This window comes from Alteromonas sp. IB21, from assembly GCF_016405965.1.
Lineage (GTDB): Bacteria > Pseudomonadota > Gammaproteobacteria > Enterobacterales > Alteromonadaceae > Alteromonas.
The window spans coordinates 250,029-271,510 of the sequence record NZ_JAEFCD010000002.1; the positions used below are offsets into that span (position 1 = coordinate 250,029).

Annotated in this window: 20 protein-coding genes and 1 pseudogene; 12 read left to right on the top strand and 9 right to left on the bottom strand. The window is 44.9% G+C overall.

The annotated features are described in order from the left end of the window. Nucleotides 1-45: 45 nt before the first annotated feature. From JC525_RS02850 to JC525_RS02875, 6 genes are all read left to right on the top strand, one after another. The gene (locus tag JC525_RS02850; protein ID WP_198814324.1) at nt 46-957 is read left to right on the top strand and encodes a cobalamin-binding protein; all 912 of its coding nucleotides are present in this window, start codon (nt 46-48) and stop codon (nt 955-957) included. 58 nt (nt 958-1,015) lie between these two features. Then, on the top strand, nt 1,016-1,426 hold the full coding sequence (locus JC525_RS02855; protein ID WP_198814326.1) for a rhodanese-like domain-containing protein: 411 nt from the start codon (nt 1,016-1,018) through the stop codon (nt 1,424-1,426). Nucleotides 1,427-1,588: 162 nt separating this feature from the next. Continuing rightward, on the top strand, nt 1,589-1,990 hold the full coding sequence (locus JC525_RS02860) for a DUF2721 domain-containing protein (RefSeq protein ID WP_198814328.1): 402 nt from the start codon (nt 1,589-1,591) through the stop codon (nt 1,988-1,990). Beyond that, nucleotides 1,987-2,586 carry a GNAT family N-acetyltransferase gene (locus tag JC525_RS02865; protein ID WP_233094907.1) on the top strand — a complete coding sequence of 200 codons (600 nt, stop codon included), beginning with the start codon at nt 1,987-1,989 and terminating at the stop codon, nt 2,584-2,586. The genes JC525_RS02860 and JC525_RS02865 overlap by 4 nt, the downstream gene beginning before the upstream one ends. Before the next feature lie 30 nt (nt 2,587-2,616). Then, the gene (locus JC525_RS02870; RefSeq protein ID WP_198814330.1) at nt 2,617-3,975 is read left to right on the top strand and encodes an FAD-dependent oxidoreductase; all 1,359 of its coding nucleotides are present in this window, start codon (nt 2,617-2,619) and stop codon (nt 3,973-3,975) included. Nucleotides 3,976-4,045: 70 nt separating this feature from the next. Further along, on the top strand, nt 4,046-4,399 hold the full coding sequence (locus JC525_RS02875; protein WP_198814332.1) for a DUF1428 domain-containing protein: 354 nt from the start codon (nt 4,046-4,048) through the stop codon (nt 4,397-4,399). Between the two features lie 94 nt (nt 4,400-4,493). Here the strand turns inward: JC525_RS02875 and tyrS are convergent, their stop codons facing one another. Next, a complete protein-coding gene (gene tyrS, locus JC525_RS02880; RefSeq protein ID WP_198814334.1) occupies nt 4,494-5,693 on the bottom strand; it encodes a tyrosine--tRNA ligase in 1,200 nt (399 codons plus the stop codon). 414 nt (nt 5,694-6,107) lie between these two features. On the opposite strand from tyrS, the gene JC525_RS02885 reads away from it, so the two are divergent. Continuing rightward, nucleotides 6,108-7,433, top strand: a complete 1,326-nt coding sequence (locus JC525_RS02885) for an OapA family protein (protein WP_198814336.1) — start codon at nt 6,108-6,110, stop codon at nt 7,431-7,433. 7 nt (nt 7,434-7,440) lie between these two features. Further along, nucleotides 7,441-8,643 carry an anhydro-N-acetylmuramic acid kinase gene (locus JC525_RS02890; protein ID WP_198814338.1) on the top strand — a complete coding sequence of 401 codons (1,203 nt, stop codon included), beginning with the start codon at nt 7,441-7,443 and terminating at the stop codon, nt 8,641-8,643. Nucleotides 8,644-8,684: 41 nt separating this feature from the next. Here the strand turns inward: JC525_RS02890 and fucP are convergent. Continuing rightward, nucleotides 8,685-10,021, bottom strand: a pseudogene (fucP, locus tag JC525_RS20175) (L-fucose:H+ symporter permease). Between the two features lie 513 nt (nt 10,022-10,534). Here fucP and JC525_RS02900 point away from each other — a divergent pair. Together JC525_RS02900 and JC525_RS02905 are read left to right on the top strand one after the other, a co-directional pair. After that, nucleotides 10,535-11,854 carry a carbohydrate porin gene (locus tag JC525_RS02900; protein WP_198814340.1) on the top strand — a complete coding sequence of 440 codons (1,320 nt, stop codon included), beginning with the start codon at nt 10,535-10,537 and terminating at the stop codon, nt 11,852-11,854. Nucleotides 11,855-12,091: 237 nt separating this feature from the next. Then, entirely contained in the window at nt 12,092-13,213 is a 1,122-nt protein-coding gene (locus JC525_RS02905; RefSeq protein WP_198814342.1) for an alkene reductase, read from the top strand. 118 nt (nt 13,214-13,331) lie between these two features. Here JC525_RS02905 and JC525_RS02910 read toward each other — a convergent pair whose 3' ends face one another. Next, nucleotides 13,332-13,778, bottom strand: coding sequence for an SRPBCC family protein (locus tag JC525_RS02910; RefSeq protein WP_198814344.1), 447 nt, complete (start codon nt 13,776-13,778; stop codon nt 13,332-13,334). A gap of 196 nt (nt 13,779-13,974) precedes the next feature. Continuing rightward, on the bottom strand, nt 13,975-15,792 hold the full coding sequence (locus tag JC525_RS02915) for a trans-sulfuration enzyme family protein (protein ID WP_198814346.1): 1,818 nt from the start codon (nt 15,790-15,792) through the stop codon (nt 13,975-13,977). A gap of 177 nt (nt 15,793-15,969) precedes the next feature. Here JC525_RS02915 and JC525_RS02920 point away from each other — a divergent pair, with 177 nt between their 5' ends. Further along, the gene (locus JC525_RS02920) at nt 15,970-16,941 is read left to right on the top strand and encodes a D-2-hydroxyacid dehydrogenase (RefSeq protein WP_198814348.1); all 972 of its coding nucleotides are present in this window, start codon (nt 15,970-15,972) and stop codon (nt 16,939-16,941) included. A 50-nt stretch (nt 16,942-16,991) separates the two neighbouring features. Here the strand turns inward: JC525_RS02920 and JC525_RS02925 are convergent, their stop codons facing one another. Both JC525_RS02925 and erpA read right to left on the bottom strand, forming a co-directional pair. Further along, complete coding sequence (locus JC525_RS02925; protein WP_198814350.1) at nt 16,992-17,564, bottom strand: glutathione S-transferase family protein; 573 nt, start codon at nt 17,562-17,564, stop codon at nt 16,992-16,994. Nucleotides 17,565-17,791: 227 nt separating this feature from the next. After that, on the bottom strand, nt 17,792-18,136 hold the full coding sequence (gene erpA / locus JC525_RS02930; RefSeq protein WP_105929654.1) for an iron-sulfur cluster insertion protein ErpA: 345 nt from the start codon (nt 18,134-18,136) through the stop codon (nt 17,792-17,794). A gap of 238 nt (nt 18,137-18,374) precedes the next feature. On the opposite strand from erpA, the gene JC525_RS02935 reads away from it, so the two are divergent. Further along, nucleotides 18,375-19,208, top strand: coding sequence for a polyphosphate kinase 2 family protein (locus JC525_RS02935; RefSeq protein WP_198814352.1), 834 nt, complete (start codon nt 18,375-18,377; stop codon nt 19,206-19,208). Between the two features lie 113 nt (nt 19,209-19,321). Here JC525_RS02935 and minE read toward each other — a convergent pair whose 3' ends face one another. The 3 genes from minE to minC are packed head-to-tail and all read right to left on the bottom strand — an operon-like array spanning nt 19,322 to nt 21,225. Continuing rightward, on the bottom strand, nt 19,322-19,582 hold the full coding sequence (gene minE, locus JC525_RS02940) for a cell division topological specificity factor MinE (protein ID WP_105929466.1): 261 nt from the start codon (nt 19,580-19,582) through the stop codon (nt 19,322-19,324). Then, nucleotides 19,582-20,391, bottom strand: coding sequence for a septum site-determining protein MinD (minD, locus tag JC525_RS02945; RefSeq protein ID WP_198814354.1), 810 nt, complete (start codon nt 20,389-20,391; stop codon nt 19,582-19,584). Before minD ends, minE begins: the two co-directional genes overlap by 1 nt. Nucleotides 20,392-20,421: 30 nt before the next feature. Further along, the gene (gene minC, locus JC525_RS02950; protein ID WP_198814356.1) at nt 20,422-21,225 is read right to left on the bottom strand and encodes a septum site-determining protein MinC; all 804 of its coding nucleotides are present in this window, start codon (nt 21,223-21,225) and stop codon (nt 20,422-20,424) included. Nucleotides 21,226-21,482: the final 257 nt, after the last annotated feature.

Sequence of the window (21,482 nt, forward strand, 5' to 3'; positions counted from 1 at the left end):
TATCGGGTACTTCATAAGGTTAGTTGAACGGTGAGAAAAGTAATAATGCGTCAGATGATTAGCAACTTAGTACAAATCAAAGTGTTAAATTTATTTCGCTCTGCGCTGCGTGTTTGCGGTTTATATGCGTGTTTTTTGGCAGCATTGCTTAACACCAGCTCACACGCGGCGAATTCAAGTAGCTTCCAGTATGAAGATATAACGCTAACCTCCGACTCTTCATTGAAGATCGTTAGCCTAGCCCCCCACTTAACTGAATGGGCCTTTAGTCTGGGGCTTGGCGATAACCTTGTGGGCGTGAGTGATTACAGTGACTTTCCAGAGAAAGCCAAAGCTATTCTTCGCGTAGCGGACTATCAAGGTGCTGATATAGCAACAATAATAGCCCTTGAACCCGATCTAATCCTCGCTTGGGATGGGGGAAATAAGCCGCAAGATATTCACAAACTCTCCTCTTTAGGGATTAAGGTTTTTAGCAGTAACGTTGAAAATTTGGAAGACATTCCCGAAGAAATAAACAGACTCGCCGAACTGACTGGTACAAGAAAACGTGCCACCGCACTAACAGATAAATTTACAAACGAACTCAACGCCCTAAAAGAGAAATACGCAAAGACCACCAATAAACCCGTATTCTATTATTCATGGACGGTGCCGCTTATGTCTATCGGGCCGGGAGCGTGGCCGAATAAACTGCTTAATGTATGCGGAGCCCAAACGTTGTTTAACGATAGTCCTGTCGACTATCCACAGGTTAGCGTAAAAGATGTTTTAATGAGGCAACCTCACGCATTAGTGGCTGCGTCAAAGAATACACGCGCAGATCTTGACGTTTTTTGGGACAAGCACAGAGCCTTCTTAGACGCACCGTTGCTCGTTGTAGATCCTGACGTTACCAGCCGCTTTTCATTGCGTTTAATAAATGAACTAAAATTGCTGTGTGAAGGTATAAACTAATCTGCATAAACGCTATACTTAAGTCTAATATTGAAGTGAGAGTGAGAGTTTTTCTAACATGCGAATAGCCGTTGTGTTTTTTCTTGTTATTGTTATTGTTGGTGTTGTACTTTTTACATCGCTTCAATGCTCTGCAAAAGCGACCTCACAAGCATCTGTCGCTGCCTCGCCTTACCTCATTGAACGCGTTGCGAATAAAGACTGGCTACTTATCGACGTGCGTTCTCCCCAAGAATTCGCAGATGGTCATATACCAGGGGCCGTCAATATGCCCCATGAGAACATCAACGATTACCTTAGCGAATTAGAAAATCACAAGAATAAGCCTATCATCATTTATTGTCGCTCGGGCAGAAGAGCCAAACTCGCTATGAAAGTATTAGAAGACCTCGACTTTTCTGAAGTCATGCATTTGGAAGGCGATATGTTGGGGTGGAGTGCAGCAGGAATGACGGTCGATAGAATGTAGTTTCTATTGGCCCTTGTGTACGCGGTTGTTTCTGCGTACTAATGCTTATTGGTGTTGCTCAACGCGCCTTAATCAAGCACACATTGCCCAAGACGCTGTATGCTGTGTGTTGATAACAGCGTGTGATACACTCTTGTTATTCTTCGATTGTATAACCCTCTTATGAAAATAGATATCGCTACCCCAGCCATGTTGTTTCCAGCAATTTCATTGCTACTTTTGGCCTATACAAATCGTTTTTTAACGCTCGCCACGATAATCAGAAATTTTTCAAAAGAAGAGCGGGACGATAATACTCAGGCTCAAATTAAAAACCTGCGTTTGCGCATTCAACTCATTAAACGCATGCAAATAGCAGGCGTTGGAAGTTTTTTTCTTTGTGTCGTCTCCATGCTAGCCATCTATCTTACTTACCAGAAGGTAGGCAATTGGGTTTTCGCTGCAAGCTTAGTTTCATTACTTTATTCACTGTGGATGTCAGTGAGAGAAATACTCATATCCGTAGAGGCGCTGGATGTTCACTTGGACGGGATAAAGCATACGCCAAGCAAAGAGAAGTCATGACGTCAGACCCTATGCATCAAACCGTTTTGGCGCAATGTGATATAACCTATGCGCCACTCTCGCCCATCCACTTTGCTGGTGTAATTTCACTGGGGAATAAGGTGCATGGCGACAACTATCTTACCAATGATTTACTAGCCGATTATTATGCAAAAAGCTTTGTAGGCGATATCAACGCTAGCTGGGTGGCGCTGAATCAAGATAACGTGGTTGGTTTTCGTTTAACCTTTGCTCACAACCAATGGCAAAGCGACGAATGGTGCACGCCATCTTTGTGGCCTGCGACAGCTGAAAATGTATGCTACTTTAAGTGCAACACCGTTGATCCCGACATGCAAGGTAAAGGAATTGGGAGCGAATTACTGCGTCAGTCTATTGAATGTGCAAAGACACAAGGCGCAGATGCGGGATTAGCACACATTTGGCTGGCCAGCCCTGGCAATAGCGCTTTTAAGTATTTCACCAAAAATGGCGGGCAGCTAATAAAAAAACACCCCAACAAATGGCGCGATGCTTCTATTCATGAAGGCTACAACTGCCCTGTATGTACAGAATACTGCGAATGTGAAGGCGCAGAAATGCTTCTTGAATTTTAAGCTTTATCTGGTATTTACTATTTTTTTCTTATGCCTTACGACCCTTTAGTTTCCCACGGCGTTTCACCTTCTCTGCCCCCAGCTGAAAGCTACTGGCATGCCACTCACAAACCTGAAACACTGCCACCATTAAGTAAAAATATAAGTTCAGACTACCTTGTTATTGGAGGGGGATACACTGGGCTATCGGCTGCAATAACACTTGCTGAGGCTAATCAACAGGTAACGCTGCTCGACGCCAATTCATTGGGTTTTGGCTGCGCAGGTCGCAATGGCGGTTTCATTCTTTCTGGTAGCGGCCGCCTATCGTTGAGTGCCATCGAAAATAGATGGGGATATGCGGTTGCTAAGGGTATGCAGGCTGAATTTGATGGCGCGGTAAGTCTACTCAATCAACGTATCGCAGACTTTGATATGCACGTAGACCTCGTTAAAGGGCCCTATTTGAAACTCGCTCACAGTCCTAAGCAAGCCAAACTACTGAGTGACAGTGCAAAGCACCATGAATCTCATTTCAAAGTAGCAAGTACATTACTTAGTCAAGAAGATCTAACCTCTCGCTTCGGCATCAAGGGGGCCTACGGGGGAGTTGAAGTTAACGGAGCGTGTTTACACCCGTTAAAACTGGTAAGCGAGTATGCGCGATTAGCAAAAGCACTTGGCGCGACGCTTTACTATGACTCTCCTGCCATCCGTATTGAGAAGCACAAGACAGGATATGTAGTCACAACCCCAAACGGCTCTGTATCAGCCAAACACATACTAATTGCCACTAACGCTTATACCCCGAAACGCTTTCACGACGCCGTAGATAATAAGCAGTTCCCCGTTCAGTCGAGCATCTTTGTCACTGCGCCAATGAATAAGGAACAGCGTGCGCAGTCTGGCCTAACTGCGCCAATGAGCTTTATGGATACACGAATGATGAAATACTATTATCGTGTATTGCCCGACGGACGCCTACTATTCGGTGGCCGTGGAGCGGTAAATGGAAAAGGTGCCGACAACTCCTCAGAGAGGCAGCGTCTCTATAACGCCATGGTAAAAAGCTTCCCTTCGCTTAGCGGTATTACTATGGATTATTTCTGGAGTGGCTGGGTGAGTGTGTCATTAGACAGTATGCCAAGAATTTTCGTCGACAATGAGGCCGGCGGCAAAAGTGCAAACGGCTCTGACTTTACTGTCGGTTATGCCATGGGATACTGCGGCTCGGGGGTTTCTTTTGCCGCATTTGCTGGGCAACGACTCGCTCAACGTATGCTCGGTACCTGTGACGTCGATTTATCCCTTCCCCTTTATTGTTCGCCACTTAAAACCTACCCTTTTACAAAAGGGAGAAGGCTCGCCCTGCATGGCCTTTATCAATGGGCGAAATTTGCAGAACGCTAGCAACGTTTACATTGCATACTGTCTATAATTTAGGCTATGTTAGAACACTTTTCTTTGACGGAGTCACCTCATGTCATATATCGATGCCTTTGCTGTAGCCGTTCCCACTGAAAATAAAGCGTTATACATTGAGCACGCCAAAATCGCCGGCAATATTTTTAAAGAGTATAGTGCCACTAAAATTCTTGAAGCTTGGGGTGACGATGTGCCCGTTGGCGAGGTAACGTCTTTTCCCCTAGCTGTAAAAGCTAAAGAAAATGAAACCGTGGTGTTTTCAATTGCGTTTTGGCCATCAAAAGAAGTGCGCGATACCGCATGGCAGAAGGTGATGGAAGACCCTAGAATGAACAATAGCGAAAACCCCATGCCTTTCGACGGTAAGCGCCTTATCTATGGGGGCTTCGTTCCTATTCTTGAATTATAAGGCTGAGACTACAGCTTTCAGCTATTTCATGTCGTCTAATAAGGCAAAAAAACCCGCTCAAATAAGCGGGCTTTCAAAACATTTCCGAAAAATATTAGGCTAGCGTAATGCGCGCAAACTTACGTTTACCTACTTGGTATACGTTTTCACCTTTTTCGGTAATAACTAAACGGGTATCTTCCACTTTGTCGCCGTTAATTTTAACTGCGCCTTGTTTAATCATGCGCATAGCGTCTGACGTTGACCCAACAAGCTCCGCTTCTTTTAACAAGTTACCAATGGCAATGCCTTCGTCGCTTAATGCAATTTCAAGCTCAGGCATGTCGTCGGGAATAGCATTTTTTTGGAAGCGTTGAATAAAATCTTGATGCGCGCCTTCAGCTGCAGCATCGTCATGGAAGCGTGCAATAATTTCTTTCGCCAACATGATTTTAATATCACGAGGGTTTTCACCGCTAGCAACACGAGATTTAAGCTCAGCTATCTCTTCTAATGGACGGAAGCTTAGAAGGTCGTAGTAACGCCACATCAAATCATCAGAAATAGACATCACTTTACCGAACATATCGTTTGGCGCGTCTGTGATACCAATGTAGTTGTTCAAAGATTTTGACATCTTCTGAACGCCGTCAAGACCTTCTAGTAGCGGCACCATCACAATAGACTGCTGCTTTTGACCCTGCTCTTTTTGAAGCTCACGACCCATAAGCAGGTTAAAGCGCTGATCAGTACCGCCTAATTCAACGTCTGATTCAAGCGCGACGGAGTCCCAGCCTTGCACCAGCGGATACAAGAACTCATGAATAGCGATAGGCTGACCGTTGGTATAACGCTTTTTAAAGTCGTCACGCTCTAGCATACGCGCAACCGTTTGGCTCGCAGCGAGTTTGATCATGCCTGCTGCGCCCAGTTTGTCCATCCATTCTGAGTTAAAACGTATTTCCGTTTTATCTTCATCAAGGATCTTGAACACTTGTTCTTGATACGTTTTCGCGTTTTCTAATACCTGTTCTTTACTTAAGGGCTTGCGTGTGACATTTTTACCTGTAGGATCACCAATAAGGCCAGTAAAATCGCCAATAAGAAAAACAACCTTGTGGCCAAGTTGCTGAAATGTACGCAGCTTATTGATCAATACAGTGTGACCAAGATGCAAATCAGGCGCAGTTGGATCAAAACCCGCTTTAATGGTTAGGGTTTTGCCGGATTTTAGTTTTTCAATTAAATCCTCTTCGGGAAGTATTTCATCTACGCCCCGTTTAATCTCAGCCAGCGCTGTTTGCCAATCTTTCATTTGTAAGTCACACTCTTAAATAAACTGTACATTCAATATTGGCGGGCATTTTACGCGTACAATGGAACCATTAAAAGGTTTGCGCGTCAAAAAACGGATTACAAACAGTCAGGTTGTTAAACCCAACAGTTTTGAACGTGAAATCTGTGTACTGAATTGACTTAGGTCGAACGTGAGGGGAAGGGCTTCTGCAAATACGCGTTAGGCGTATCATGGGCGCTCCGCCTCAGCATCTCAGCGTTAGAGGGGTGGCTTCACCTTTACAAATGTTCAGCGAACACATCAGATGACCGCGATGATAAGAGCTATTGGGTGTAACAATTTGCGCTAATAAAATAATGAGAAAAGTTGCATTTTTAAGCAACATATGTGAAATAGCGTTGTGCACATAACATTTCTCAGGTGGGCCGTAGTATGAGAAAGAAATTAGACGCTTCAAAAGCGCTCAATTTATATAAAAATTTACCTAAGCAGCACAGAACAGGTATTGCTATCGCAAGCTTGTTTCTTGGCGGGCTTATTCTTTTGCCGTCGGAGCCAGTTGAAGCTAGCCGTCATCAAGAGGCACATATTTTAGACGCAGGCGTCCGCTATCCAGTAGATCTGCATATTACGCCGTCTACTGATGTATTTTCTGGTGAGGAAGAGTCTACGTGGCAAACTTATAAAGTTCGCAGTGGCGATACATTAGCAAAGCTATTTAAACGCGCGGGTTTTACCGCCCGTGACGTTTACAATGTGACTCAAGCTGGCGAGCTAGCAAAAACACTCGTCACTTTGCTTCCTGGGGATGAGCTTTCATTTAAGGCGAATAAAGACGGCAGTTTTGGTGAGTTAAAGTACAGACTATCTTCGACGGAAACCCTTTTTGTCCGTCCTGATACGTCTAGCGATAATGCCGGGTTGACTGCTCAGCTTGAGAAACGTGATGTAGATATTCGCTATAACTTCGCGCAAGGTGAAATTCATTCTAGCTTTTGGAATGCCGCGAGTGACGCTGGCTTAACCAGTAATCAAATTATGAATTTGGCTGGAATTTTCGGCTGGGATATCGACTTTGCGATGGAAATTCGCGCTGGCGATACCTTTAACGTCGTATTCGAAGAGCAGTACATTGATGGCGAATTTGTTGGCTACGGCGATATTGTGGCGGCGGAATTTACTAATCAGGGCGAACATTTTAGCGCGATTCTTCACGAAGACGGCACCTATTATACGCCTGAGGGCCGCAGCATGCGAAAGAGCTTCTTGCGTGCACCGGTTAACTTTAGATACGTTAGCTCTAACTTCACCAAAGCGCGTTTTCACCCTGTACAAAAGCGCTGGAAAGCACATCGTGGTACAGACTATGTCGCTGCCGTTGGCACACCAATTATGGCCGCTGGCGATGGAAAAGTAATCAAAGCAGGCTATGATAAATATAATGGCCACCATGTTTTCATTCAACACGGTGAAAAATATACCACCAAATACCTTCACTTCAAGAAACGCGCAGTGAAGGTTGGGGATACTGTTAAACAAGGTCAAACTGTCGGTTACCTTGGTAGCTCAGGAATGGTGACTGGTGCGCATCTACACTATGAATTTTTGGTGGATGGTGTACATAGAAACCCACGCACAGTAGAGCTACCGAAAGCGCTACCGATAGCAAAGGAAGAGCGAGAAAGATTTATGGAAATAGCAGAACTTCGTCAGCAGCAACTTAATAACAACAAACGTATTATGCTTGCGATGAAATAGCAGCGCTATGGCAAAATATATTGGCCTGATGTCAGGCACTAGCATGGACGGCGTCGACGCCGTCCTGTGTGATATTACGCAAACCTCGTTTACTACCCTCGCCGCACACTCAACACCCTATTCTCACGAATTACTTTTAGCGCTAAACGCGCTTTGCTCCGAAGGCCCTGACGAACTGAATAGCATGGCAATTGCAGACAGATTAGTCGCTGAAACCTTTGCCCGAGTTACCTTAGAATTACTTGAAGTAAACGGCCTTACTGCCTCAGATATCACTGCAATTGGTTCCCACGGCCAAACAGTACGCCACCATCCAAATGCAGACGTATTATCGGCACACTTTGTGAGATCTTCAGTGCGCGGTTTTACCTGCCAGATAGGCGACCCCAATACTATTGCCACGTTAACAGGTATTGACGTTATTGCCGATTTTAGGCGCAAGGATATTGCGCTGGGTGGACAGGGCGCTCCCCTTGTACCCGCCTTTCACAATGCAATTTTCGCAAGTGGTGAAAAGCATCGCGCCCTCGTAAACATAGGTGGTATAGCTAACGTTTCATTGCTTGCCCCTAAACATGAAGGTCTAGCCCCAAGGGGGTTTGATATCGGGCCAGGCAACAGGCTAATGGATCAGTGGATAAGCCTACATTTAAACGAGAGCTTTGATAGAGACGGTGCTTGGGCAGCGTCGGGCTCCCCGCACTCGGGCCTGCTTCAGCAGCTTCTGCTAGACGACTACTTCCACCTTCCCGCACCGAAAAGTACAGGTAGAGAATATTTCAATATCGACTGGTTAAGTAACACGCTCGCAGATTACTTTCCTTCTAGTACGGCGTTAGATGGTGAAGAGGCGAGTAACAATTTAGCGCCGAAAGATGTTCAAGCTACGTTACTTGCTTTAACCGGTGAAACTATTGCTCGGGATATTAAGCAATACTTACCTTCAGCTAATAAACATGGTGAAATTAGCGAAGTTATTGTTTGCGGAGGGGGCGCATTTAACAAAGCGCTCTTGGCCTATCTTGTGGACGCCTTAGATAACTACAAGGTTTCTGATAGCTTTACTCTCGGTATGCACCCTCAACACGTTGAGGGTGCCGCGTTTGCGTGGTTTGCTCATGCGTATATCAATGACATACCCGGCAATATACCTGAGGTGACGGGAGCAGCTAAAGCCACTGTGCTTGGAGCACTTTTTAAAAAAGCATGAAGGGCGCTGTATCATCGCCCTTCATGAAGAACACTTATCAACTATTTAGCGATTCCCATTTCCATGTCTTTTAGCGCTTCTGCACCTACTTCACTTTTACCGTCAGCGCATCCCTTTTTAGCGCGCATATCGAAATAGCCGTAGCCACCTACAAGCAAGAAGCAAATGGCCGGAACAACATAAGAGACAACCACACCTGCACTATCGATAATGGCGGCTTGGAACAGCGGCATAATAGCTCCACCAAGAATAGCCATTACAAGACCTGCTGCACCTAGTTTGGTGTCATCTCCCAGTCCTTCCAGCGCAATGCCGTAAATCGTAGGAAACATTAGCGACAAACAGGCAGAAATAGATACCAATGCTATTACGCCCGCTAAATTAGGAGACTGTGTCATGAAAATACATAGCGCCATGGCAATCAGTGACATGATCATTAACAGTCTAGCTGGGTAGAGATACTGCATAGCCCACGTCATTACAAAGCGAGAAATTAGAAATACAATCATGCTGTATTGTAAAATTTCACCACCACTAACCTCATTACCACCCATGGCTGTCATAGCGTACTGAATAGTGAACGTCCAAACACAGGTTTGCGCGCCAACGTTAAAGAACTGAGCCAGCACGCCGAAACGGTAGTGCTTATTTGCCGCTAAGCGTTTTAGCGACGCACCAAGCTTAACGTCTTCTACGCTTGACTCTACCGACTCTTGAATGGGCGCTTTAATCAGTGCTATTGCAATCCAAACTAACACAAGCACACAAGCCATACCTACATAGGGCAGCATTACGCATCAAGTTCAGCGCCTATAACAGATTTAAGTTCGCCTACCGACATGGCTGCTCGCTCTTCTGCCGTTGCCTGGTTTAAGTTTGGTAGAATAAGTGTCGCAGCTAGGAATACCCCTAGGTTCGTACCCACAGGATTAAATGCCTGAGCGAGATTGAGACGGCGAGTAGCACTTTTCTCACTTCCCATAGCCATAACGTAAGGATTAGCAGAGGTTTCAAGAATAGATAGTCCACCGGCTAATACGAAAAGGGCAGCTAAGAAAAAGCCATAGGTCATGGTCTGACTGGCGGGATAAAACAGAAAAGCCCCCGCAGCCGCACATCCCAATCCGGTGAGTACTCCCGTCTTATAAGAAAAGCGTTTGTTGATAAACGCAGCAGGAATTGCCAAACAAAAATACGCACCATAATAAGCAAATTGAACAAGTGCAGACTGCAACGATGACATAGTGAATATTTTACTGAACACTTTAACCAGAGGGTCAGTCATATTCGCAGCGACACCCCATGCTGCAAAGCAAATTGTTAACAATACAAAGGGGAGTAATGTGTCTTTGGAAACCAAAGGGGCGTTGTTTTTCATATGAACGGCCTTTTGCTTGTAAATAATTAGTTAACCAATTTAATCACCCCACTTAACCACTGTCAATAAATCAATTTAGTTTATTTAATTATAAAAAGGTAAAAATTTATACTTTGGTTTAATCCGCGTGTTAACAAAACTCGTGACACACAATAAAGATGAAGCGCTTACAAAAAATATAAGCTCTATAATACAACGTGTTATGCAATAAATGAGTATTCATACTTATATCAAAAGATGTCACTTTCTGCGCTTTTCACTCCCCACGTTCTTCAACAAAAATCAAACAAAATTGACAAAACACATAAATAAACAAGGTTGATTTAATCTTTATAGTTAGATAGATTCCGAATTACTCTAAGCAAGTGTTAACAAACTGTTATTAGTGAAAATTGATTTTTTATTGTTTAAACAAGGGATTAGCGAGAAGTAGACGCGAAATACGCTTATATCCTTTATCACAAGTTCATAACAGCTCGAACTCGCCACGTATTTAATATTGAGAGAATAATGATGGATAAATCTACACCTTTCAGCACTGCTAAAGCGCTATCGCAGAATTTCTCGGCAGCGCTTATAGCAAGCATGTTCGTTTTTTCTACTACCTGCATAGCATCACAAGGTAGCTGGCAAGAGGCGTTCGACTTTCAAGCTAGCTATACCGGCGAGTCAGCGACAAATATTGAGGGCGGTCAGCGAAGAGGCAGTGCATACGCCGGACAACTTTTTGTGGGTGGAGAGTTAGATTTAAATACGTTGTTAAATTGGGAAGACACTAAAGTTCATATTGCAATGACTAATCGACATGGAAAAAACTTAGCTGAGCATTACATTGGCAACAGCACTTCTGTACAGGAAATATTTGGCGGTCAGAACACTCGTCTTGCTCGCTTTACTATTTCTTCAACGTTTTTAGACGGTGATTTGGAAGTAGAAGGCGGCCGTACAGTAGCCAATATTAGTTTTTTGGGCTCAGAACTTTGCCAGTACTTTCAAACAAATGCCGCATGCGGCAATCCTACCTTTGTTTTTAGGACCAGTAACTTTACATGGTGGCCTGTATCTAGTTGGGGCGGACACGCAAAATACTGGCTTTCACCAAAGATCTATTTCCATACTGGAATATATGAAGACAATACCAGTCATCAAGACCTCGGGGACCACGGATTTGATTGGGCTACAAATGAAGCCACGGGTGTTGTAGTTCCATTCACGCTGGGTTATCAAACTACATGGGATGATGACGAACTTCCAAGAAGATATGAAATTGGCGGTTGGTACGACGGCGCTGACTATACCGACCCTGTATTTGATGATGAGGGCAACTACGCAGCGCAGTCTGGTAATGATTATGCGGTTAGGAACGGTCGCTCAGGTATATTTGCCCGTTTTGAACAAACCGTCACTCGCACTAACCCACTTACGAAAGAGGGACTCACGCTGTTCGGTGCTGTGCTAACCGGCACTTCTGGTGAATTGATTGAAGACTACTACGTTAAAGCAGGTTTTGTATTGCGCGGCACGTTTGCGTCACGTCCTGACGATACCATTGGTTTCGTATATACCCGACAACAATACAGCGACGAAGCATTAGAAGACCAGCGTATTCTACGAGCCACGAACGGCGGCGTTGGTACACCGGCAAGTAGTCAAACTATGTTAGAGCTTAGCTATGGTTACCAACTTAACGAGCACGTAAGAATTCAGCCAAACGTACATTACGTTATTAACCCCGACCAGTTCGCAGAGCGCGGCAGAGTCACTGCCCTCGATGACGCTGTTGTATTAGGTCTAAGATTCGACGTTAACCTTGCGGCCCTGATTTTGCGATAGCTTTATTCTCTTTCGCTTATCTATTCTCTCCCGCCCCCTATCTGGTGCGCCGAAAGGCGCATCTTTTTTTAAAAGACGTCTTTTCAAGCCGTGAAACGGAAATTCGTCGCTACTCTCTATTTGCGCATTGATCAATCCAATTAACCCGTATTGCTGTAATCATTATTATCTAAAATCTAGGGCGTTCGACTACCTCATACCCCTTAGAGAATTATTCAGATTAATTAAGGATAACGAATGACAGATTCAGTACTTTTTAGCACGTTTGATTGGGCAGGTAATACGCTTCAAAATCGAATGGTGTTGGCACCAATGACCCGAGGACGGGCAGGCGCCGATCGCATACCGAATAAAATTATGGGCGATCACTATGTTCAGCGCGCTGATGCGGGGCTCATTATCACAGAAGCGACAGCTATTTCAGAAGAAGGTATTGGATGGGTTGATACACCAGGAATATACACCGACGAAATGGTAGATGGCTGGCGCTCTATTGTGGACCGCGTTCACCAAGCTGGCGGAAAGATTATCTTGCAGCTATGGCACACTGGGCGCGCATCACATAGTGACTTTCATAACGGTGAACTGCCCTTATCAGCCTCAGCAGTAAAAATTGAAGGTGATGAGATCCACACACCAAAAGGTAAAAAGCCTTACGAAGTGCCAAAGGCAATGACCTATGATGACATTAAGCGAACCGTTGAAGATTTCAAAAAGGCGGCGGTAAACGCGAAAGCAGCTGGCTTTGACGGCGTTGAAGTACACGCGGCGAATGGATACCTTATCAACCAATTTCTCGATAGCCGTAGCAATCAACGTGACGACAACTATGGGGGTAGCCTAGAGAATCGCTATCGCTTCTTAGCAGAGGTCGTGGATACTGTACTGAGCGTATGGCCAAGCGAGCAAGTGGGCGTTAGATTATCGCCAAACGGTGTATTTAACGACATGGGAGCTGATGATTTCCGTGAGACCTATACCTATGTTGCTCAACAACTTAATAAGGTAAACATAGGCTATCTTCACGTTATGGATGGCTTAGCGTTTGGCTTTCACGAGCGTGGCGAAGCTATGACCCTTGCCGAGTTTAGAGCTTTGTATGACGGTATGCTCATGGGCAATTGTGGATATACCAAAGAAGAAGCAGAAAAACGTTTATCTGATGGCGATGGCGACATGATAGCCTTTGGTAGACCCTGGATAACCAATCCAGACCTGCCTACTCGCTTCAAACACGATTATCCGCTCGCCTCATTTGACGACCCATCAACTTGGTATGGCGGCTCAGAAGAAGGCTACAATGATCATGAAACTTACCGTGAAAAAAGCGGAAAAGACGCTATGACGTCCCTTACTTAGGCATAATAGCGCTGCACGTTTTGTTGGAAAAAAAGTAAGGCAGAGCTTCTCGCTCTGCCTTTTCATTGTGCACGTTTTAGCGTCATTAAACCGAGACTACGAATAAAAAACCAAACGATTAATTGAATGACTTTTTCTTAGCGGCTAACACGGCGAGCTTTTCTAAACACGACATCCAGGCATAGTTATGTTGATCGCACTCTTGCTTGTTCACAAATCCTTGCTGCAAAAGCACGAGCCTGACGTTATTACCCTCAGTCGCTTCAAAGTGAATATCCACCGTTGTCATTATCGACTCTTCAATATCGTCTTCCCATGCCCAAGAAAACGACAACTGTTCATTTGCTAATATAGTCACGTATTCACCGGTCAAAGACATTTCAGTACCGCTGGGATCCATCATTTTTATGCGATAGCGCCCGCCCTCTCTAAAATCACTCATAATTTGTGTTACAGAACAATCACCCGGCGCAAACCATTCAGACAGGTATTCAGGCTCGTGAAATGCTGCAAAAACGAAGGGCAATGATGCATCTAGCGTTACATCAATTTTAAACTCGTGCATATAGCCGCCTTAAATAGTCTTTAAGATTAAGAGTCATTCTATCTTTTTTTAAAACAAAGGCGTGAGCCTACCAACGCCATTAATCTTTGATACAAAAAAATCCCGAGCCCGCGTAAGGAAAGGCTCAGGAGAAGGAGAACATCCTCAACATTTGTTATCGACTGCTCAATGCAACTTCTTGAGCTAAAAAATGAAACTATGCCCCCTTCATCAGTGAATCCATACTGGCTTTGCTGCCAAAGTGCTGCGAACTGACTCTCTCACTCACTGATAAATACAAGCTGTCAATGTCGGCATTTGCCATGAACTTCTCACAAAAACCTGGTGCGTGTGGCTCGATAAAATGTTTAGCGACCAACATAAAGTGGGCAATGAGTTGTTTAACGTTGTCGGTTCCCATGGCTATGCGCATGGTCGTCAATTCTATCCCGGCTTTTTTCTGTTCTTCTGTACTAAGTTCAGAGTGAGACGTCAACGCGGGGCATAGGATAATCGTGTTGTTCTGGCCAATACTCACTTGATGACTAAACGCGGGCTCTAGAGCATCAAAGAAGCGTACAAATACATCACGAGGTAAATGTGCCGGCGCCATATCAACGGTAAACAGCGTACACGGCCAGCCATGCGCATGCTGCTTCTCCCGCAGTCCGGCATTACTGTGTTCAGGCAGTGCGTGGCAGTTAACGCGAATTTGATCGTGAGCATTAAGAAATGCGGTAAAGACTTGCGTGTTGATCACTTTCGTCATCATGCGTTGCTCAAGGGTCTTCATACCGTTTAATACATCAAACGCCTTTTCAGAATCTAGGAATGCACCTTTGATGTAATACACATCCCAGAACATGGTTTCAGACCAGTCTACGCCATTCGCTGAACTGCCTTTTGGCTGGAACATACGATGCCCCTCACCTATCACAACGCCCGCCGTGGTCGCCCCACTGCCACACAAATCTTTGGTGTAGCTGTGAATGACATAGTCGGGTCGTGCGGCTTTGTTTTTGTGCTGCAGGGGTTGGTGCAAAACAGGCGTAGCAAGGGTAGAGTCCAGCATCACCAACGCATTTTGTGCGTGAGCCAGTTCGCAAATTCCCGGTACGTCCAATACATAACCATGTGGATTACAAGGCGACTCTAAATACACGTGCATTTTAGCACCATTAGTTAAGCGAGCCGCATGCTCAGCTTTCGTTGTTTGCATAAATTCAGCAAAGCTTTGCGCGTCATAACCGTCAAACCACGCAATTTGAATATCCATGCGGTTGCTGCGTGCGAAATAATCATGGAGCAACTGATAGACGCCTCCGTACACGTTTCTAGAGACAATAAGCACATCCCCATGGCTCAACACGTTGGACAAGCAAGCATCAATTGCTGCCATGCCTGAATTGAAGTTCCATGCCAGATACTCTGCGGCGTAAGGGCCTGCTTCCATATCCACAATGGCGTTAGCAAGAGAGATATTAGTAGGGTTTAATAATCGCGAATAAATTTGGTGAGTAAACTCTTTGCCCTGAAACGCATCGTCTACCCATTCGGTACAGGCATAAACATAGGTTGCCGTTCGCACGACCACTGGCGTTGCTGAAAAAAGCGCGGTCACATTATCAAATAGAGGATAGTGCCCTTGCGAACCATTTCCGCTTGATAAACTCTGGTAGGTTGCGCGAAAGGGGTTTTGTAGCGTATCCAGAATTTTCGCAATTTGGAAAGAGAGAAACTTTTTAGCGTTGAAGTACGCAACTCTGTCTTCTTTATCGAGCCCTTGCAGCGTATTACTGGTAATGTCCCACAATTGCATTACGCTCGCTTGTGCACCATAGAGATGATGCGCAGTGCTGGCGAGCGCTTTACCATAATCGCTAGTTGCATCAATGCCAAAATGAGCGAGCTGCTCAACCACCAATGCCTGCGTGGTTTCAGCTTGGGTTGTGTTACGCTTTGGAGAGAGTACTTTAGCGTGCTTCACATCAATATGTGTTGCTAGTGGATTTTGGGCATTATTTTCTGACTGCATGACGATTCCGTTGCGAATTAACTTCAGGTGCAATCAACGTTGCACCAACACTATTTACAAAAATGTAAAACTTAAATCACATTTTTAGAACAACCTGCTGAACGATTTTAGCTGTACGTCTAGGAAAGAAATGTTTACTTACCATGCGTTAGGCGACCAGCCGCGAGGGATTTGGGAATGATAAAACTGACAATACTAAGCGATGAAGCCAATGAAATTGCCGAGGCTTTGCAACAAAAAATTGCTGATAGCGACGCATTGAGAGGAACCAATCGCCAGCCTTTGCTCACGATAGACCAAGTAACGTGCCACCCTGATGAAGTCGACACCGATAATGTGACCGTACTACTGTCCGATCCAGACCTGACAGCAGTCATCATTGATAAGTGTTCGGCGCTACAGTGGTGTCAGTCCACGTGGGCAGGTAATGCACCGCTTCTCAATGCAGGTAGAACAGACTATATACTCACTGGATTAAAGGGAATTTTTGGCAAGCTTATGCGTGAGTATGTATTTGCGTATTTACTTCAACATGCAAGAAATATTAAAGCTTTTGAAGACAATCAGCGGGCAACAACACCTCAATGGAAAGCATCACCACGCGTACCGCTAAATGGCCAGACCCTTGGTATTGCAGGGCTTGGCAGCATTGGACAAGCGCTAATTCCAGTAGCGAATGTTTTTGGCATGAAAGTGATAGGTTTAACGCGAAGTGGTAACCATATAGAAGGTGCTGAGCGCGTATATACGCCTAGTGAAATAAGGGCGTTTTCCAGTGCCTGTGATCACGTCGTTAATTTAATGCCAGACACGCCAACAACACAAAACTTGCTGTCTTATGAATTTTTTAATGCTTTAAAACCTCACAGTATATTTATTAACGCAGGGCGCGGAAGTGCTGTAGACGACGAAGCATTAATCAGTGGGCTCGATAAAGGTACTCTTGCTCACGCCGTGCTCGATGTATTTCGACATGAACCCTTACCTCCTACTCACCGATTCTGGCATCATCCAAACATTACCATAACGGCTCATACAGCAGCGGAATCCCAGCCAAGTGATGTAGCAAGCGTGTTTTTAGAAAATGCTGAGCGCTATTTAGCGCGTTTGCCGCTTAAGTATCAGTTCGACTTTGCAAAGGGCTATTGATTATCCGATAGCCCTTTTTTATCGTTTTCTTCTGCTAAAAAGTTTTAGCGCTAACCGCGAGGATCGGTAGCGGTAACCTCTATACGGTTGTGATGCTTTTCGTGAAACTCTAATAATTCTGGAAATGCCTTCATATTGTGTAATTCACGAAACAGCACCCAGTCGATCATGGTATATAAGCAAATTTCTGGGTAAGTCCATCCGCTAAAACCACCAGCATCAAGCTGGTCAACTAACGCAGTAAGCACTGCTTCAATTCGTTCATTTTGAAGCCTGAAATACATTTTATCTTCACTAATATCAAAGTCTGAACGCTTAAGAAGCATGAGTTGTACAAACGAATCGTTAGCTGCATCTATCAGGGTCAATTGATTTTCTTCTTCCCAAGTTAAGCCATCATGATCAAGCTTGTCGGCAAGATAGTTATAAATAATGCGGGAATCAAAAATCATTTGCCCCTCGTCCTCAAGACAAGGCACCTTAAGCGTCGGGTTGCGGGAGGCGAGTAATTCTCGGTCTTCACCCGAAAATATTTGAAGGTTTAAAAATTCGTGCTCAGTAGAGGCGAGTACAATACGTATGCGGCGTACATAGGGAGAAGTCGTTGAGCCATACAATTTCATAACGCTATCCTAAACGTGGTCGTTTGATGAAATTAGTGTAGCCGGAATTTGAAAACAAAAGGAAGTATTAAAACAGGACAACCGATAGGCATACAAAATGATGCGATGTATGCCTATGGTTGTAGAAGTCATCAACGTTTAGCGCCTTTTAATTCGATTCAAAAGGCTTTCGACGTTCAAAAAACTCACGCTTTGCGCAAAAACGTTAAACGCTAACAAAGCACCTCTTAAACGCTGAAACTCGCACCACAGCCACAGGTTGTGGTGGCATTGGGATTTTGAACTAAAAACCGTGAGCCTTCTAGGCCATCTACGTAATCAACTACACCACCAACAAGATATTGTAGACTCATTGGGTCAACCACCATGGTGACCGTGTCTTTTTCGATGGTCATATCACCCTCATTTACTTTCTCATCAAAAGTAAAACCATATTGAAAGCCAGAACAGCCACCACCTGTTACGTATACACGTAATTTCAAATCAGGATTTTCTTCTTCTGAAACAAGGGCTTTCACTTTCGCTGCTGCAGCATCAGAAAACTCTATCGGCAACGCCGTTTCTACAGACATACCCACCTCTACATTAACTTCGTGCTTACGCACTTTGTGCTTGCTCGCAATTATCTAATACTTGCGGATAGTAAGCAATTATTGGGGCAAAACTTAACGATTCAAGTTTATCCCCACCATTGAGCGAGCAATAAACTAAACGTAAAGATAGAAAAATAAAGCTAAGTAGTGAACACTGAAATACCAGAGCCCCTTTTTTTGGCTCTGCGCACTGAATCATTAAAATCGAGGCGCGCTAATGAATAATGCCGACAATACGCTATTGCTCTCTTCTCCCCCTGTTTTGTTCGAGGATTTCGGGCAGTCTCGCTTTGATAGCAAAGAAGAATACAAGGACGCGTTAGCAAAGCAGCAAGAGCAGCTCTTTCACGTTCAGCAATCTTACTTCCACCAGAAAAAGCGTGCGTTGGTCGTTTTTGAAGGCTGGGATGCGTCTGGTAAAGGCGGCGCGATAAGGCGTATAACTGAAAAGTTAGACCCTCGTGGCGTAAGCGTATTTCCTGTCGCTAAGCCTGCAAAAGAGGATCAAGACAAACACTTCCTCTATCGCTTTTGGCAGCGCATACCCTCCCCCGGTACGCTTAAAATATTCGACCGTTCTCACTACGGCAGAGTGCTCGTAGAGCGCGTTGATAAGCTGATCGACGAAAAGACCTACAACCGAGGATATGAAGAGATCAATGCGTTTGAGAAAACACTTAGCGACAGTGGGGTTCGCATTATAAAGCTCTTTATGCACATTTCGTCGAAAGAGCAGCGTGAACGGTTTGAAGAGCGTCTTCATAACCCATTTAAACGCTGGAAGTTAACCGAAGAAGACTTGCACAATCGAAAAATGCGAAAAGAGTATATCAAAGCAGTGAACGAGATGTTTGAACGCACTCATACGAGCTTCGCGCCGTGGCATATTGTTAATGGGGAATACAAGTGGCAGGCACGGGTCAACGTATTGGACACTGTTATCGACAGATTAAGCGAAGGCGTCGATATTTCTCCGCCTACACTCGATGAGAATTTAATTGCGCAGGCCTCCAAACAACTCGATCTAGATGAAGACCTCTTTAGCAAATAGCGCATGCGACTGTTAGCACAGGCGCTGCGATGTTGGCATAAAGCCGCTGTGGCACTCGTATAAAACCGCTATGGTACTGACGTCTGTAACACAACGCGTTACGCTGTTAGGGCTTAGCTGTTGCTGTCGGGTAACGTCACATTGAGCTCAAGTACGCTGCAATCGTCGTTATTGTCCAACTGCACCGATACTTGGTCATCAGCAATTGTTACGTATTTGCGAATAACCTGAATAATTTCCTGCTGCATCATGGGCAAGTAATCAGGCTCTGTACGCCTTTTGCGTTCATGCGCAACGATGATCTGCAACCGTTCCTTGGCTACCGCCGCTGTGCTCGGCTTTTGCTTCTTTTTAAGCAGGTCGAAAATTCCCATTACTTCCCTCCTAGCAGGCGCTTAAAGAACCCTTTTTTCTCTGCTTCAAGGAAACGATGTGGAACAGTTTCGCCCAGCAGACGTTTAACCGCGTCAGCGTAAGCTTGTCCTGCATTTGCGTCTTCGTCAAGAATAACGGGCTGACCTTGGTTTGATGCCTTTAATACCGCCTCAGACTCTGGAATAACGCCCAATAACGGTATAGCCAATATCTCTTCAACGTCAGCAACACTCAACATTTCAGCACTTTCAACGCGGGTTGGGTTATAGCGGGTTAGCAAAAGATGTTCTTTAACTGACTCGCCTTTTTCAGCGCGCATAGACTTGCTTTGTAAGATACCTAAAATACGGTCTGAATCTCGTACTGATGATACTTCGGGGTTAGTAACAACAATAGCTTCATCAGCAAAGTACAGCGCCATCTGTGCCCCCTGCTCAATACCCGCAGGTGAGTCACAAATGATGAATTCAAAGTCTTTTTTCAGTTCATCAAGGACCGCTTGAACACCATCAACCGTAAGGGCATCTTTATCTCGCGTTTGAGACGCAGGAAGGATAAACAAATTTTCTGTGCGCTTATCTTTAATTAACGCCTGTTTAAGCGAAGCCTCTTTATTAATCACGTTTACGAAGTCGTAAACAACGCGGCGTTCGCAGCCCATGATGAGGTCGAGGTTTCGCAAACCCACATCAAAATCTATCACCACCGTTTTATGACCTGCTAATGCAAGCCCCGTACTTATTGCTGCACTCGATGTAGTTTTGCCTACACCACCTTTTCCTGAGGTTACTACGATAATCTTTGCCATCTATTCTTTCCTATTGGTGCGTACAAAGCATTAAGCCAACGGCTCTATACGTAATGTTTCTTCTTCTAAATATACTTGTGCAGGTTTCTTCCAGCATTCACCTTTGACGGTTTCGTGCATGATAAATTGCCCTGCAATTGAGATAAGTTCAGCGTCTAGCGATTGACAAAAAACACGGGCGCCCGTGTTACCTTTAACGCCAGCCAACGCGCGCCCGCGCAATGTGCCATAAACATGAATATTGCCATCGGCCAGAAGTTCAGCTCCTTCGCTTACCGACGCCGTTACTACCAAATCACCACCTTCAGCATACACTTGCTGGCCTGAGCGAACGGGGCGGTTTATTACTTTGGCAGGTTTAACTTCAGCTTTAGGCGGCGTTACCGTGGATGAGGAGAATGTATTCTCTGATGACGTCTTGGCAGCGCTGTCACTTGACTGCTGTGCCTGACCGGCGCTTTTATCTTGGCTACCGCTGTTCTCGGTTGCTTGCTGAGACGGATTTTGCGAGCGAAGTACACTATCGGTAAATTTGCTCTGACTGACATCCGCCAAGCCTAAATCGTTGATGGTTGGTTTTAGTTCAGCCACCTCTCCCTTTACCGCCATGGGTTGCAACTGCAAGCGACGACACAGGGCTACAAGCAGTTCAAACTCTGTGGCTGACAAAGGTTTTATAAGATGCAAGATCAGTGAAGAACGGGTAAAAAACTGCGGTGCGCTCGCAATCTTTTGCGATAGCTGCGCTTCGAAGTTGTCTGGCTCAAAATCTATTACTTCTAACACAATACTGGTGAGCGTAGTGCCCTTCATGCGAAAGCAAGTCTCTGTCATTTTTTCTTCCCGAAAAGGCGTTGCTTTTACCTTGGTATTAGCAAAACCTATTAGCGCAATAGTTTGTCGCCGTCTTAAGCAGCGATTCAAATGGTTCCAACGCGTCACTGTATCAAAAAAAACCTGCACATACAGCAACTGTAATGCCCTTTTGACTACTGACTAAGCCAATATTATGCCAATAACCGAATTATTTTTAATGAAGAGAGGCGTTCACCGATATTGCTTCAGAATTGGATGTTATTTCACCATAAAAA